General features: G+C 73.7%; 1 protein-coding gene. It reads left to right on the top strand.

The annotated features are described in order from the left end of the window. Positions 1-59: 59 nt before the first annotated feature. Positions 60-16,436, top strand: coding sequence for an SDR family NAD(P)-dependent oxidoreductase (locus ACGH7X_RS39870; protein WP_399895678.1), 16,377 nt, complete (start codon positions 60-62; stop codon positions 16,434-16,436). Positions 16,437-16,520 lie beyond the last annotated feature (84 nt).

The following is a 16,520-nucleotide window of genomic DNA, read 5'->3' as shown; positions in this document are numbered from 1 at the left end:
AGCGTGCGACCACCTTGTGGCCATTCGGCCCTTGAGCACACCCTCACCGAGCTTGGAGCGTGCAGATGGCCGCGGGCTTCGTTGCTGACGCTGATCACTCGAACGGCGCGGAGGCCCGTCCCGGCGCCGCCCTGGCCGCCCGGCTGGCCGGACTCCCCGACAGCGAGCAGAGCCGCATGCTGCTCGACCTGGTCCGCGCGGAGACCGCCGACGTCCTGCGCCGCACCACCCGGCCCGACACCGGGGATGTCACCGCCACCGGCACGCCCTTCAAGGAGCTGGGGCTGGACTCCATGGGCCTGGTCGAGCTGCACGCCCGGGTCAACGCCGTCACCGGACTGCGCCTGCCGGTGACCGCCGCCTTCGACCACCCCAGCCCCGAACTGCTCGCCGCCCACCTGCGCGCGGAACTCCTCGGCACCACGACCGCCCCGGTCGCCGTCGAGGCGCCCGTCCGCAGTGCCGACGACGAGCCCGTCGCCATCGTCGGCATCGGCGGACGCTTCCCCGGCGGCCTGCGCACCCCCGAAGACCTCTGGGACGCCGTCATCGACGGCCGCACCACGGTCGGGGCGTTCCCCGACGACCGCGGCTGGAACCTCGACGAGCTCTTCGACGAGGACTCCGGCACACCCGGCACCACCTACACCCGGGTGGGCGGATTCCTGCCCGACGCACCCGAGTTCGACGCCGAGTTCTTCGGTGTCAGCCCGCGGGAGGCCCTCGCCATGGACCCCCAGCAGCGGCTGCTGCTGGAGACCGCCTGGGAGGCGCTGGAACGCACCGGCATCGACCCGACCTCCCTGCGCGGCACCCCCACCGGTGTGTTCGTCGGCGCGGGCACCACCGAGTACGGCACCCGGATCGCCCAGGCCCCCGAAGCCCTCACCGGGTACCTGATCACCGGCGGAGCACTCAGCGTCGCCTCCGGACGCATCGCCTACACCCTCGGCCTCGAAGGCCCCGCCCTCACCATCGACACCGCCTGCTCCTCCTCGCTCGTCGCCCTGCACCTGGCAGTCCAGTCGCTGCGCCGCGGCGAGTGCTCCCTCGCGCTGGCCGGCGGCATCACCGTCATGAGCACCCCCGGCCTGCTCACCGAGTTCAGCAGGCAGCGCGGACTGGCCCCCGACGGCCTGACCAAGGCGTTCGCGGCCGGAGCGGATGGCACCACCTTCGCCGAGGGCGTCGGCCTGATCGTCGTCGAGCGCCTGTGCGACGCCCGCCGCAACGGCCATCAGGTCCTCGCCCTCGTCCGCGGCACCGCGATCAACCAGGACGGCGCCAGCAACGGCCTGACCGCCCCCAACGGCATCGCCCAGCAGCGGGTGATCCTCCAGGCGCTCGGCGACGCGGGACTCGCCCCCGGCGACGTCGACGCCGTCGAGGCGCACGGCACCGGCACCTCGCTGGGCGACCCCGTGGAAGCCCGCTCCCTCATCGCCACCTACGGCACGGACCGCGACGCCGAACGCCCCCTGTGGCTGGGCTCCGTCAAGTCGAACATCGGCCACACCCAGGGCGCCGCGGGCGTCGCCGGCATCGCCAAGGTCCTCATGGCCCTGCGCCACGGCACCCTCCCGCCCACCCTGCACGTGGACGAACCCACCCCGAACGTCGACTGGTCGGCCGGCACCGTACGCCTGCTCACCGAACCCGTGCCGTGGCCCGCCGACACCGGACGCCCCCGCCGCGCCGGCGTCTCGGGCTTCGGCATCAGCGGCACCAACGCTCACGTCATCCTGGAAGAGGCACCGCGCGACGAGCCCGGCGAGCTCACCGTGCCCGGACCCGGCACCGCAGCCGGCACGGCCGGCCGCCCGGAGCACACCGAGCCGTCGAGCGACGAAGCGGCTGCCCCGCCCGAGCCGCTGCCCGTGCCGCTCCCGGTCTCCGCTGCCACCCCGGCAGCCCTCGCCGCCCAAGCCGCCCGCCTGGCCGACCACGTCGAACGGCACGGCACCCCCCTGGCCGACCTCGGCCACGCCCTCGGCACCACCCGCGCCGCCCTCGAACACCGCGCGGTGCTCCTCGCCGACGACCAGGACGACGCGGTCGCCGGCCTGCGCGCCGTCGCCGCCGGCGAGCCCACCCCGGCCCTCCACATCGGCCACGCCCACACCGGCCGCCTCGCCTTCCTCTTCACCGGCCAGGGCAGCCAGCGCCTCGCCATGGGCGCCGGCCTGTACGACGCCTTCCCCGCCTACGCCGACGCCCTCGCCGACGCCATCAGCCACCTCGACCCCCACCTCGAGGTCTCCCTGTGGGACGTGCTGTTCGCCGAGGAGGGCAGCCCCGAGGCCGCCCTGCTGGAGCAGACCCGCTACGCCCAGCCCGCCCTGTTCGCGGTCGAGACCGCCCTCTTCAGGCTGCTGGAGTCCTGGGGCGTCCACCCGGACTTCGTCGCCGGGCACTCCATCGGCGAGATCACCGCCGCCCACGTGGCAGACGTCCTCGATCTGGCCGACGCCGCCCTCCTGGTCGCCACCCGCGGCCGCCTGATGCAGGAGCTTCCCGGCGGCGGCGCCATGGTCGCCGTCCAGGCCACCGAGGAGGAGGTCCTGCCCCTGCTCCCCGACACCGCCGGCATCGCCGCCGTCAACGGCCCGGACTCCGTCGTCGTCTCCGGCGAGCGCAACGCCGTACTCGGCATCGGCGAGCACTTCGCCCGGCTGGGCCGCAAGACGAACCGGCTGAAGGTCAGCCACGCCTTCCACTCGCCGCTGATGGACCCGATGCTGGACGAGTTCACCCGTGTCGCCTCCGTCCTGACCTACCGCGCCCCTCGCATCCCCGTCGTCTCCACCCTCACGGGCGCCCCAGCCACCACCGAACAGCTCGCCTCCCCGGACCACTGGGCCCACCACGTCCGCGCGGCCGTCCGGTTCGCCGACGGCGTCGACTGGCTCGTCCACCACGGCGGCACCCGCACCTGCCTCGAACTCGGCCCCGACGCCGTGCTCAGCGCCCTGGGCAGAACCTGCCTGCCGCAGGACTCCACCGACCGCACCGAGTTCACCGCCCTGCTGCGCTCGGGCCGGGACGACGTACGCCAGACCCTGGGAGCCCTGGCCCTCGCACACGCCCGGGGCGTGCCCGTCGACTGGGCCTCCTTCCACGCCGGCCGGGACCGCGCCCGTACCGACCTGCCCACCTACGCGTTCCAGACCCGCCGCTACTGGCTCACGCCCGACGGCGTCGGCGCCGACGCGGCGGGCCTCGGCCAGCAGGACGCCGGACACCCCCTGCTCGGCTCCGTGGTCGCCCTCGCGGGCGGCGACGGCACCGTCCTCACCGGCCGGCTCTCCCCACGCACCCACCCCTGGCTCGCCGACCACGTCATCGACGGCACGGTCCTGCTGCCGGGGACCGCCTTCGTCGAACTCGCCGTACGCGCGGGCATCGAGACCGGCTGCCCGCAGCTGGAGGAACTCGTCCTGCGCACGCCCCTGGCGCTGTCCGACAACGGCGCCACCGTCCTCCAGGTCGTCGTCGGCGCCGCCGACGCCTTGGGCCGACGCCCCGTCGACTGCTACGCCCGTCCGGCCGACGCCGAGAGCGAGGACGCCTGGGTCCGGCACGCCACCGGCACCCTCGCCCCCACCGGGGCCGCCCCCGGCCCGGACACACACGCCGACCTGAGCGGACAGTGGCCCCCCACCGGCGCCGAGCCGCTCGACACCACATCCCTCTACCAGGACATGGCCGCGCAAGGCTACGGCTACGGCCCCGCCTTCCACGGCGTCCGGGCCGCCTGGCTCCGCGGCACCGAGGTGTTCGCCGAGGTCGCCCTGCCCGACGGCGTCCGCGCCGACGCCGCCGCCTTCGGGCTCCACCCCGCGCTGCTCGACGCCGCCCTGCACCCCGCCGACCACGCCCGGAGCGACGGCGACGGACCCGGCGTCCGCATCCCCTTCTCCTTCAGCGGCGTCACCCTGCACGCGAGCGGCGCCTCCACCGTCCGCGTCCGCATCGCCGCCGACGGCGACGAACTCACCCTCGCCCTCGCAGACCCCACCGGCACCCCCGTCGCCACGATCGACTCCCTGCTGCTGCGCACCGTCACCGGCGAACAGCTCCACACCGCCCGTCAGGAACCGCTGCTGGCCGTACGGTGGACCGAGGCGCCCCTGCCCGAGGCCGCCGCCGACCCGGCCCGGAGCGTCGTCCACCGGGTCCGCGCCACCCCCGCGGGCCCCCTGCCCGACGCGGTGCGAGCCGTCTGCGCGGACACGCTCCAAGCCGTACAAGAGCAGTTCGACACCGACAACGACACCCGATGCGTCGTCGTCACCCGCGACGCCGCCTGGGTGCCCGGCACCGACGTGGACGCCGCCCAGGCCTCCGTGTGGGGCCTGGTCCGTTCGGCCGAGGCCGAGAACCCGGGTCGCTTCGTGCTCGCCGACCTCGACGGCACCGAAGCCTCCGAAGCCGCCCTCGCCGCCGCCCTGGCCACCGGCGAACCCGAGTTCGCCCTGCGCGGGGGCCGGCTCCACCTGCCACGGCTCGCCCAGGTGCCCCAGCCGCCCACCCCGCACGAGCTGCCCTGGGACGACACCGGCACCGTCCTGGTCACCGGCGGCACCGGCGGAGCCGGCGCGGCCCTGGCCCGCCGCCTGGTCACCGAACACGGCGTACGCCACCTGGTCCTGACCAGCCGGCGCGGCCCCGAGGCCCCCGGCGCCGCCGGGCTGCTCACCGACCTGCGCGAGGCCGGTGCCCGGGTACGCATCGTCGCCGCCGACGTCGCCGACCGGGACGCACTCCTGTCGCTGCTCGCCGGGATACCCGCCGGGCATCCGCTCACCGCCGTCGTCCACGCGGCCGGCGTCATCGACGACGGCCTCGTCGGTTCGCTCACCCCCGAGCGCCTCGACACCGTCATGCGGCCCAAGGTCGACGCCGCCTGGAACCTCCACGAGCTCACCCAGGATCTCCCGCTGCGGGCCTTCGTGCTGTTCTCCTCCGCCTCCACCGTCCTGGACGGCGCCGGGCAGGCCAACTACGCGGCCGCCAACCTCTTCCTCGACGCCCTCGCCGTCAACCGTGCCGCCGCCGGCCTGCCCGCCACCTCCCTGGCCTGGGGTCTGTGGGCGGGCGACGCCGGCATGGGCGCGAACCTCGACGAAGCCGCTCTGCAACGCATCAGGCGGCTCGGCCTGGACTCGCTCGACTTCGACGAGAACCTGCTCAAGCTCGACCAGGCGCTCACCACCGGCGCCCCCGCCGTCGTACCCGTCCGCGTCGACCACCGCGCGGTACGCGAACGCGCCGACGACATCCCCGTACTCCTGCGCGACCTCGTCAGGCGGCCCGTACGCCGAGCCGTCACCGCCGTCACCGCCGTCGCCCCGAGCGGCTCCCCGTTCCTCGACCGGCTCGCCGGACTCGACGACGACCGCCGCGCCGAGGCACTCCTGGAACTCGTGCGCACCGAGGCCGCCGGCGTCCTCGGCTACGACGGCGCCGGGGACATCGCCCCCACCCGGGCCTTCACCGAGAGCGGTTTCGACTCCCTCGCCGCGGTAGAGCTGCGCAACCGGGTGGCCACCGCCACCGGCCTCAGACTGAGTCCGACCCTCACCTTCGACCACCCCAACGCCCAGGCCCTCGCCATGTACCTCGCCGGCAGGCTCCGGGGCGAGCGCAAGAGCCCCGCCCCCGCCGCCCCGGCCGCCGCCCCCGCCGAGGCCTCGGACCAGGACCCCGTCGTCATCGTGGGTATGGCCTGCCGCTACCCCGGGGGCATCCACTCGCCGGAGGACCTGTGGCGGCTCGTCACCGACGGCGGCGACGCCATCGGCCCCTTCCCCACCGACCGGGGCTGGGACACGGACCTGTACGACCCCGAGATCGGCAAGCCCGGTAAGACGTACTCCACCGAAGGCGCGTTCCTCCACGACGCGGCCGGGTTCGACCCCGCCTTCTTCGGCATCAGCCCCCGCGAGGCCCAGGCCATGGACCCGCAGCAGCGCCTGATGCTCGAAGTCGCCTGGGAAGCCCTCGAACGGACCGGGATCGACCCGCACTCGGTCAAGGGCAGCCGCACCGGTGTCTTCGCCGGCGTCATGTACCACGACTGGGGCCTGCGGCTGGGCCCGCTGCCCGACGACATCGCCGCCTACCACGGCAACGGCAGCCTCGCCAGTGTCGTCTCCGGACGCGTCGCCTACGCTCTCGGACTCGAAGGCCCCGCCGTCAGCGTCGACACAGCCTGCTCCTCCTCCCTGGTCGCCCTGCACTGGGCGCAGCAGGCGCTGCGGCGCGGCGAGTGCACCCTGGCCCTGGCCGGTGGCGTGACCGTCATGTCCACCCCGGACACTTTCACCGACATGGCCCGCCAGCGCGGCCTCGCCGCCGACGGCCGCTGCAAGTCGTTCGGCATCGGCGCCGACGGCACCGGCTGGGGCGAAGGAGTCGGTCTGCTCGTCCTGGAACGGCTCTCCGACGCCCGCCGCAACGGCCACCGGGTCCTCGCGGTACTCAGGGGCTCCGGCGTCAACCAGGACGGCGCCAGCAACGGGCTGACCGCTCCCAACGGGCCGTCCCAACAGCGGGTCATCGAACAGGCCCTCGCGGACGGACAGCTGACCACCGCTGACGTCGACGTCGTGGAGGGACACGGCACGGGCACCCGCCTCGGCGACCCCATCGAGGTGCAAGCCCTGCTGGAGACGTACGGACAGCACCGTTCACCCTCGGGCGAACCGCTGTGGCTGGGCTCGATCAAGTCGAACATCGGCCACACCCAGGCCGCCGCCGGCGTCGCCGGCGTCATCAAGATGGTCCAGGCGATGCGCCACGGCGTGCTGCCCGCCACGCTGCACGCCGACACCCCGTCGGACCAGGTGGACTGGGAGGCCGGACAGGTCAGACTGCTGACCGAGGCCCGGGAGTGGACCGCAGGGAACCGCCCGCGCCGGGCAGGTGTCTCCTCGTTCGGCATCAGCGGCACCAACGCCCACGTCATCGTCGAACAGGCGCCTCCCGAGCAGCCCGCGGCCCCGCAGCAGCCCACGGCGCCGGAGGGGACAGGGCCGTCCGTCCCCCTCGCCGTGTGGCCCGTCTCGGCCGCCACTCCCGAGGCCCTGCGCGCCCAGGCGGACCGGCTGGCAGGCTTCCTGGACGGTCTTCCCGAGGATCGTCTGACCGCTGCGGGCCAGGCCCTGGCAAGCACACGCGCGGCGCTGGAACACCGCGCCGTCGCGATCGGTGCCGACCGCGATGAACTCGCCCGTTCTCTGGCACAGCTCGCCGGCGCGAACTCCGCTCAGACCGGGCGTACTGCGTTCGTGTTCACGGGGCAGGGTGCGCAGCGGTTGGGGATGGGCCGTGGGTTGCATGAGGCGTTCGGAGCATTCGCTGCGGCGTTCGACGCGGTGGTGGCTGCGGTGGACGAGCACCTTGAGGGGCCGTCGCTGCGCGAGGTGATGTGGGGCGATGACCCCGAGGCCCTGAACCGCACGGAGTTTGCTCAGCCGGCGTTGTTCGCGGTTGAGGTGGCGTTGTTCCGGCTGGTGGAGTCGTGGGGGGTGCGGCCCGACTACCTGGCCGGACACTCGATCGGAGAGCTGGCGGCTGCTCATGTGGCGGGTGTGTTCTCGCTGGAGGATGCGGCGCGGCTGGTGGTGGCGCGGGGCCGGTTGATGCAGGCGCTGCCGGCGGGTGGTGCGATGGCGGCGGTGCAGGCCACGGAGGCGGAGGTCCTGCCCCTGCTGACGGATGACGTGTCGGTGGCGGCGGTCAACGGGCCGACGTCGGTCGTCGTCTCAGGAGCCGAGCGCGCGGTATCGGCACTGGTGGAGCACTTCACCGCTGAGGGTCGTAAGACGAACCGGCTGAAGGTGTCGCACGCGTTCCACTCGCCGTTGATGGAGCCGATGCTGGACGACTTCCGTGCGGTCGCGGAAAGCCTGACGTTCGGCGAGCCCGCCATCCCGGTGGTGTCCACGGTGACCGGCGAAGTGGCGGTGGGCTGGGACAGTGCGCCGTACTGGGTCGGCCAGGTCCGCGAGGCGGTCCGTTTCGCCGACGCGGTGCACACGCTGGAAACCGCCGGAGCGCGGACCTTCCTGGAGCTGGGCCCCGACGCCGTCCTCACGGCCCTCGGCCAGGGCTCCGCCACGGACGCCGGCACCGGCTTCGTCGCGCTGCAACGCCGCGACCGCGACGAGCCGCGCGAACTGCTGGCCGGCATCGGCGCCGCCTGGACTCGTGGCACCTCCGTCGCCTGGCCGCACCTGCTCGGCGGCCCGGGTGACGCCCGCGCCGACCTGCCCACGTACGCGTTCCAGCACCGCCGGTACTGGCTCGACGTGCCCGCCCACACCGGGGACGTGTCCTCCGCCGGCCTGGACGCCGTCGATCACCCCGTTCTCTCCGCGGCCGTCGAGTCACCGCAGGACGGCTCCGTGGTCCTCACCGGCCGCCTGTCCGCCGGGGAACACACCTGGGTCACCGACCACGAGGTCCACGGCAACGTCCTGCTCCCCGGCACCGGATTCGTCGAACTCGCCATACGCCTCGGCGATCAGGTCGGCTGCGACCTGCTGGAGGAACTCACCCTCGAGGCACCGTTGATGCTGCCGGCCCGCGGCAGCGCCGCCCTGCGCGCCGTCGCCGGCCCCGCCGACGACTCGGGTCGCCGCGGGCTGACCGTCCACTCGCGACTCGACGACCTGCCGGGCCGCCCCTGGATCCGGCACGCCACCGGATTCCTCGCCACCGGCACCGCCGTCACCGACGGTCCGGACCTCACCCAGTGGCCCCCACCGGGGGCCGCCCCCGTCGACATCACCGGAGCCTACGAGCGTCTCGACGAGCGCGGATACGGCTACGGCCCCGTCTTCCAGGGCATGCGGGCCGCCTGGCGGCGCGGCGACGAGCTCTTCGCCGAAGTCGCCCTCCCCGAACAGATACGTGCCGAGGCGAGCCGCTACGGCATGCACCCGGTACTGCTCGACACCGCCATGCACGCCGACGTCCTCGTGGACCAGGACGAGGGCGGTACCGAGGCGCTGCTGCCGTTCACCTGGAGCGGCGTCTCCCTGCACGCCTCCGGCGCCGACGTGCTGCGCGTGCACATCCGGCGTATCCGCGGCGCCGAGGAATCGGCGATGACCGTGGCCGACGAGACCGGAGCACCGGTGCTCACGGTGGCCTCACTCATCTGCCGTCCCGTCAGCGCCGAGCAGATGGTGCCCGCCTCCGGCACACCCAACGAGGGCCTGCGCCGCGTGGTGTGGAACCGCGTCCCCGCCCAGCCCGGCACACCCGCCCCCTCCTACGCCCGTCTCGACACGGACCTCGCGGCACCGGAGGCCCTCCGAGCCCTCGGGGACTCCCTCCCGCAGGTGGTCCTCGCCCCGGTCACCGCCACCGCGGCGGACCTTCCCGAGGCGGTCCGCGCCACGACCGGCGAGATCCTGGACCTGATCCAGGCCTGGCTCGTCGACGCGCGCACCGATGCGTCCACTCTGGTCGTGCTCAGCCGCGGTGCCGTCGCCACCGACGAGGACACCGCCCCCGACCTGGCCCAGGCGCCCGTCTGGGGCCTGGTCCGCGCCGCCCAGGCCGAGAACCCGGGCCGCATCGTCCTGCTCGACACCGACACCGACACCGACACCGACACCGACACCGACACCGACACCGACACCGGTCAGGCGGTCGAGGACGCGTTCCTCGCGTCGGCAGCCGGGCTCGGCGAACCCGAACTCGCCGTGCGCGGCGGCCGGTTCCTGACCCCCCGCCTGGTCCCCGCGCTCGTGCCCGACGGGGACGGACCCTGGGACCCCCACGGAACCGTCCTTGTCACCGGCGGCACCGGCGGCCTCGGCGCCCTCGTCGCCCGGCACCTGGTCACCACCCACGGCGTAAGGCACCTGCTGCTGACCAGCCGACGCGGCGCCGACGCCCCCGGAGCACACCGACTCAGGAGCGAACTGGCAGAGTCCGGCGCCACGGTGGACATCGCGGCCGTCGACGTCTCCGACCGGGACGCCCTCGCGGCCCTGCTCGCCGGCATCCCCGCCGAGCGCCCACTGACCGGCGTGGTCCACGCCGCGGGCGTGGTCGCCCCGGGTCTCGTCACCGACCTCGGCCCCGAGAGCTTCGACACCGTCCTGCGGCCCAAGGCGGACGCCGCCTGGCACCTGCACGAGCTGACCAAGGACGCCGCACGTCTGACCGCCTTCGTGCTCTACTCCTCCGCCGGTGGACTCGTCCTGCCCGCGGGACAGGGCAACTACGCGGCGGCCAACGTGTTCCTCGACGCCCTGGCCCACCATCGTCGCGCCACCGGCCTGCCGGCCACCTCCCTCGCGTTCGGACTGTGGGCCGTCAACACCGGCCTCGGCGGTGACCTCACCGACGCGGACCTGAAGAAGGCGGAGCGCACCGGCCTGCCCGCACTCCCCGTGGAACAGGGACTGGAGCTCTTCGACGACGCGCTGCGCACCCGGCATCCGCTGCTCGCACCGCTGCCCCTCGCACCCGCCGCCCTGCACGCGCGCGGCCAGGACGTGCCCCCACTCCTGCGGGGCACGACCCGGCCCGACCGGCGCCGTACCGCCGCGGGCGGCGCCCAGGACACGGGGAGCCTCGCCCAGCGACTCGCAGGGCTCAGCACCACCGAACGCACTCGCGAACTGGTCGGCCTGGTCGCCGGACAGGCCGCCACCGTCCTCGGACACGCCTCCGCCGACGAGGTCGGCGTCGACCGGGCCTTCAAGGAGCTCGGCTTCGACTCCCTCGCGGCGGTCGAACTCCGAAACGCCCTCAACGCGGCCACCGGTCTACGGTTGCCGGTCACCCTCGTGTTCGACCACCCCACCACGCGGGCCGTGGCCGAGCTCATCGACTCCCAGCTGGGCGGTACGGCCCAGGAACCGGCCAGGCCCCAGGCCACCGACACCGCGACGATCCCCGACGACGAGCCCATCGCCGTCATCGGCATGAGCTGCCGGTACCCCGGAGGCGTCCGCACCCCCGAGGATCTGTGGCGGCTCCTCATCGACAGCCGCGACGCCATCGGTCCCTTCCCGACCGACCGCGGCTGGCCCGACGTCTACGACCCGCAGCCCGGCACCTCCGGCAGGACCTACGCCCGCGACGGCGGATTCGTCTACGACGCCGCCGAGTTCGACCCCGCCTTCTTCGGGATCAGCCCGCGCGAGGCACTGGCCATGGACCCGCAGCAGCGGCTGCTGCTCGAAGCGTCCTGGGAGGCGTTCGAACGCGCCGGGATCGACCCGACCACCATGCACGGCAGCCAGACCGGCGTGTACGCGGGCGTCATGTACCACGACTACGGCACCCGTCTGCGGTCCGTGCCGGAAGACCTCGCCGGCTACCTCGGCAACGGCACCGCGGCCTCCATCCTGACCGGCCGTGTCGCCTACACCCTCGGCCTCGAGGGCCCCGCGGTCAGCGTCGACACGGCCTGCTCGTCCTCCCTGGTAGCGCTGCACATGGCCTGCCAGGCGCTGCGCCGCGGCGAGGTCGGCATGGCGCTGGCGGGCGGCGTCACCGTGCTGTCCACGCCCGAGGTGTTCGTCGAGTTCAGCCAGCAGTTCGGTCTCTCCGCCGATGGCCGGTGCCGCGCCTTCGCCGGCGCCGCCGACGGCACCGGCTGGTCCGAGGGCGTCGGCATGCTGGTCGTCGAGCGACTTTCGGACGCCCGGCGCAACGGTCACCCCGTCCTCGCTGTCATCCGGGGCTCCGCCATCAACCAGGACGGCGCCTCCAACGGACTGACCGCTCCCAACGGACCCTCCCAGCAGCGGGTCATCCAAAGCGCCCTGGCCTCCTCGGGCCTCACCGCCGTCGATGTGGACCTGGTCGAGGGCCATGGCACCGGCACCCGGCTCGGCGACCCGATCGAGGCACAGGCCCTGCTGGCAACCTACGGCCAGGGGCGGTCCGCCGAAGAGCCGGTGTGGCTGGGCTCCATCAAGTCCAACATCGGCCACGCACAGGCCGCGGCCGGTGTCAGCGGCGTCATCAAGTCCGTCCTGGCGATCCGCAACGGCGTCATGCCGCAGACCCTGCACGTCGACCAGCCCTCACCGGAGGTCGACTGGGAAGCCGGCCAGGTTCGGCTGCTCACCGAGGCCCGCGAGTGGCCGGAGCTGAGCCGCCCGCGCCGGGCAGCCGTCTCCTCCTTCGGTATCAGCGGTACCAACGCCCACGTGATCATCGAGGAGGCCCCGCAGGCCGACGAGCCCGAGCAGGCATCCGTCAAGGGCCTGCCGGTCGTGCCGCTCCTGCTGTCCGCCACCGGCCCCGAGGATCTCGCACGCCAGGCCGGCCGACTCCACGACCACCTGACCGGCCTTGCACCGGCACCCGACCTCCGGGACGTGGCCTTCTCCTTGGCCACCACCCGTGCGGCCCTCGAACACCGTGCGGTCCTCATCGCCTCCCCGGCCGACCGAGAGGCGGCTCTCACCGCCCTCACCGCCCTCGCAGCCGGTGAAGAACCCCTCAACACCGCACTGGGCACCGCCACGACCAAGGGTCGTACGGCCTTTGTGTTCACGGGGCAGGGTGCGCAGCGGTTGGGGATGGGCCGGGGACTGTATGAGGCGTTCGGAGCATTCGCGGCGGCGTTCGACGCGGTGGTGGGTGCGGTGGACGAGCACCTCGAGGGCCCGTCGCTGCGCGAGGTGATGTGGGGCGATGACCCCGAGGCCCTGAACCGCACCGAGTTCGCTCAGCCCGCGTTGTTCGCGGTTGAGGTGGCGTTGTTCCGGCTGGTGGAGTCGTGGGGAGTGCGGCCCGACTATCTGGCGGGGCACTCGATCGGAGAGCTGGCGGCCGCTCACGTCGCGGGTGTGTTCTCGCTGGAGGATGCGGCGCGTCTGGTGGTGGCGCGGGGCCGGTTGATGCAGGCCCTGCCGGCGGGCGGTGCGATGGCAGCCGTGCAGGCCACGGAAGCGGAAGTCCTGCCCCAGCTGACGGACGACGTGTCCGTGGCGGCCGTCAACGGCCCGACGTCGGTCGTGATCTCGGGCGCGGAACGCGCGGTATCCGCGGTGGTGGAGCACTTCACCACTGAAGGCCGTAAGACGAGCCGGCTGAAGGTGTCGCACGCGTTCCACTCGCCGTTGATGGAGCCGATGCTGGACGACTTCCGGGCGGTCGCGGAAAGCCTGACGTTCGGTGAGCCGGTGATTCCGGTGGTGTCCTCGGTGACCGGCGAAGTGGCGGTGGGCTGGGACAGTGCGCCGTACTGGGTCGGTCAGGTCCGTGAGGCGGTGCGTTTCGCCGACGCGGTGGGCACGCTGGAGGCTGCGGGGGTTTCGCGGTTCTTCGAGCTGGGTCCGGATGGTGTGCTGTCCGCGATGGTCCAGCAGTCCGCCACCGACCCCGCCCCGGGCACTGACGCTGACGGGGGTGTGGTGGCGGTCGCGGCGACGCGTCGGGACCGTGACGAGGCCGAGGCCCTGCTGTCCGCTCTGGGCCGGCTGTACGCCAGTGGTGTGTCCGTCGACTGGACGGCCCTCTTCGAGGGCACCGGCGCCCACCGCGTCGACCTGCCCACCTACTCCTTCCAACGCAAGCGGTACTGGCTCGACTCTCCCGCAGTCCTCGGGGACGCGACCGGCCTGGGCCAGCTCACCGCGGGTCACCCCCTGCTCAGCGCGGTCGTCCCCTCTCCGGAGGACGGCGGACTCGTCCTGACAGGGCGCCTGGCTCTCGACACCCATCCCTGGCTCGCGGACCACGTGGTGCTGGGCACCGCACTGCTGCCCGGTACGGCCTACGTCGAGATGGTCCTGCGCGCCGGCCGGGAGCTGGGCTGTTCCCTCCTGGAGGAACTCACCCAGGAAGCCCCACTGGCCCTGCCGGAGTCGGGCGGCACCGCCGTCCAGGTGGTCGTCGGCGAGGCCGACGCCGACGGACGTCGCACCGTTTCGCTGTACTCGCGTACCGAGGACACCGACCTCCGGGACGCCCGTACCGAGGACACGACCGCGCGGCCGTGGACACGCCACGCCCGTGGCGTTCTCGCCCCGTCGACCGCGCCCGGATCCATCGAAATGGAGGCATGGCCCCCCGCGGGCGCGGAACCGACCGACGTGACCGGCCTCTACCAGGAGCTGGCCGCGGCCGGCCTGCACTACGGGCCCGTCTTCCAGGGCCTCAAAGCCGCCTGGCGGCGCGGAGGTGAACTCTTCGCCGAGATCGGGCTGCCCGAGGAGGCACAGGGTGACGCGGCCCTCTTCGGGATCCATCCGGCACTGCTCGACGCCGCCCTGCACGGAGACCAGATCCTCCGCGGAGGGGCGGAGGATCGGCGTACCACCCTCCCGTTCGCCTGGAGCGGGGTCTCACTCCACGCCACCGGCGCCACCATGCTGCGCGTCCGGCTCACCAGCCCGGCTCCCGACGCGTTGTCCCTGAGCATCACGGACCCGACCGGCGTACCCGTGGCGACCGTCGAACGGCTGGTACAGCGTGAGCTGTCGGCCGGCGTCCCCGCCGCCGAAGGCGCCGTCTTCCGCATCCAGTGGGAGCCGGTCCCCGTGCCCGAGACGGACGACCCGTGCGTCACCGTCGGCTGCGCCGTGCCCGACCACCCGGCCGTCGAGGAACTCGCCCAGCTGGACGAACTCGCCGCCCTGGACATGCTGCCGTCGACCGTGCTGTTCCGGGCCGACGGCCTGCTCGCCGGTGAGGGGGCCGAACTCCCCGAACGGGTACGGCAGACCACCACCGCCCTGCTCTCGACGCTCGCCCGGTGGCGCTCCGACGACCGGTTCGCCGACACCCGTCTGGTACTCGTCACCGACGCCGCAGTGGTGGTGGACCCGGCAACCGACGTCATCGACTGCGTTCAGGCCCCCTTGTGGGGTGTCGTGCGTGCTGCCCAGGCCGAGAACCCCGGCCGTTTCACCGTCGTCGACATCGACGCGGACGAGGAGTCCCTGCGTGCTCTGCCCGCCGCCGTCGCCGCCGCCGAACCTGAACTGGCGCTGCGCCGGGGCAAGGCCTTTGTGCCCCGGTACGTCGAGGCGAGGGGTGCCGCCGGGCCGACCGGACCGGCCCCCTGGGACAGCGAGGGAACCGTCCTGGTCACCGGCGGGACCGGCCTGCTGGGCTCCGTCCTCGCCCGGCATCTCGTCACCGCGTGCGGGGTGCGGCACCTGCTGCTGACGAGCCGGCGCGGTGCCGACGCCCCGGGCGCCCGGGAACTGCAGACCGAACTGGCCGAGGCGGGTGCCGAGGTGCGCATCGCCGCGGTCGACGTCTCCAGCCGGCAGGCTCTGGCGGACCTGCTCGCGGCAATCCCCGCCGAACACCCCCTCACCGGCGTGGTGCACGCCGCGGGCCTTCTCGACAACGCCCTGGTCGGATCGGTCACCGAGGAACAGGTCGACAGGGTGCTGCGGCCCAAGGCGGACGCGGCGTGGCACCTGCACGAACTCACCCGCGACCTCGACCTGCGGGCCTTCGTCCTGTACTCGTCGGTGGGCGGGCACGTACTGGCAGCCGGCCAGGCCACGTACGCGGCGGCCAACGTGTTCCTCGACGCCCTGGCCCACCACCGCCGCGCGGCGGGCCTGCCCGGCACCTCGCTGGCCTGGGGACTGTGGGCCGGTACTGCCGGCGACGGCCTCGACCTCAGCGAGACCGACCTGCGGCGCATGAGCCGCTCGGGTGTCCACGAGCTGTCCTTCACCGAAGGACTCGCCCTCTTCGACGAGACTTTGCCGATGACCGACACGGTACTCGTACCGGTCCGGCTCGACCGGGCCGTGCTCCGTGCCCGCACCGACGAGGTGCCCGCACTGCTGCGGGGCCTGGCAGGACGTCGTACGCGACAGCCGGCCGCTTCCACCTCCGCCTCCACCGCCGCTCCCACGGCGCAGCACGAGGGCAACGAGGTCGAGAACAGGCTCGCGGCGCTGTCCGGACCGGAGCGAGAGCGGTACCTGCTCCAGCTGGTGCGGGGGCACGCGGCCGCGGTCCTCGGAGTGAGCGACGTGGCGGCCGTGCCCGCGGACCGCGGGTTCACGGAGCTGGGCCTGGACTCGCTGGGCGCGATCGAACTGCGCAACCGCCTCCAGAAGGCGGTCGACGTCAGGCTCCCCGCGACACTCATGTTCGACTACCCGAACGCCGCGGCGCTGGCCGAGTTCCTCCTGGAGGAGCTCGCCCTCGAACCGGCGGGCGAACCGGCGGCCGCCGATCCGGACGAGGACACCGTGCGGGCTCTGCTGCACTCCCTGCCCACGGCCAGGATCCGCGAGGCGGGTCTTCTCGACGCACTGCTGGCCCTGGCCGGACCGCAGGACGTCACCGCCACGGCGACCACGGCCACGAGCACATCCCCGGCCCCGGCCGCGCAGACCGAGCCGGAGCAGGACCGGAGCACGGCCATCCGGGACATGGACGTCGAGGACCTCGTACGCGCGGCCCTCGGGAACTGAGCACCGCGCCCGCGTCCGCGGCGGGCCGGGCATCGACGGCCGGGAGCCCGGTGAAGGGGAGGTACCCCTTCACCGGGCTCCCGG

The sequence above is a fragment of the Streptomyces sp. BBFR51 genome (assembly GCF_044591655.1).
Classification (GTDB): Bacteria; Actinomycetota; Actinomycetes; order Streptomycetales; family Streptomycetaceae; genus Streptomyces.
Note: the sequence above shows the minus strand (reverse complement) of the source record. Positions and strands in the feature narration are given on the sequence as shown.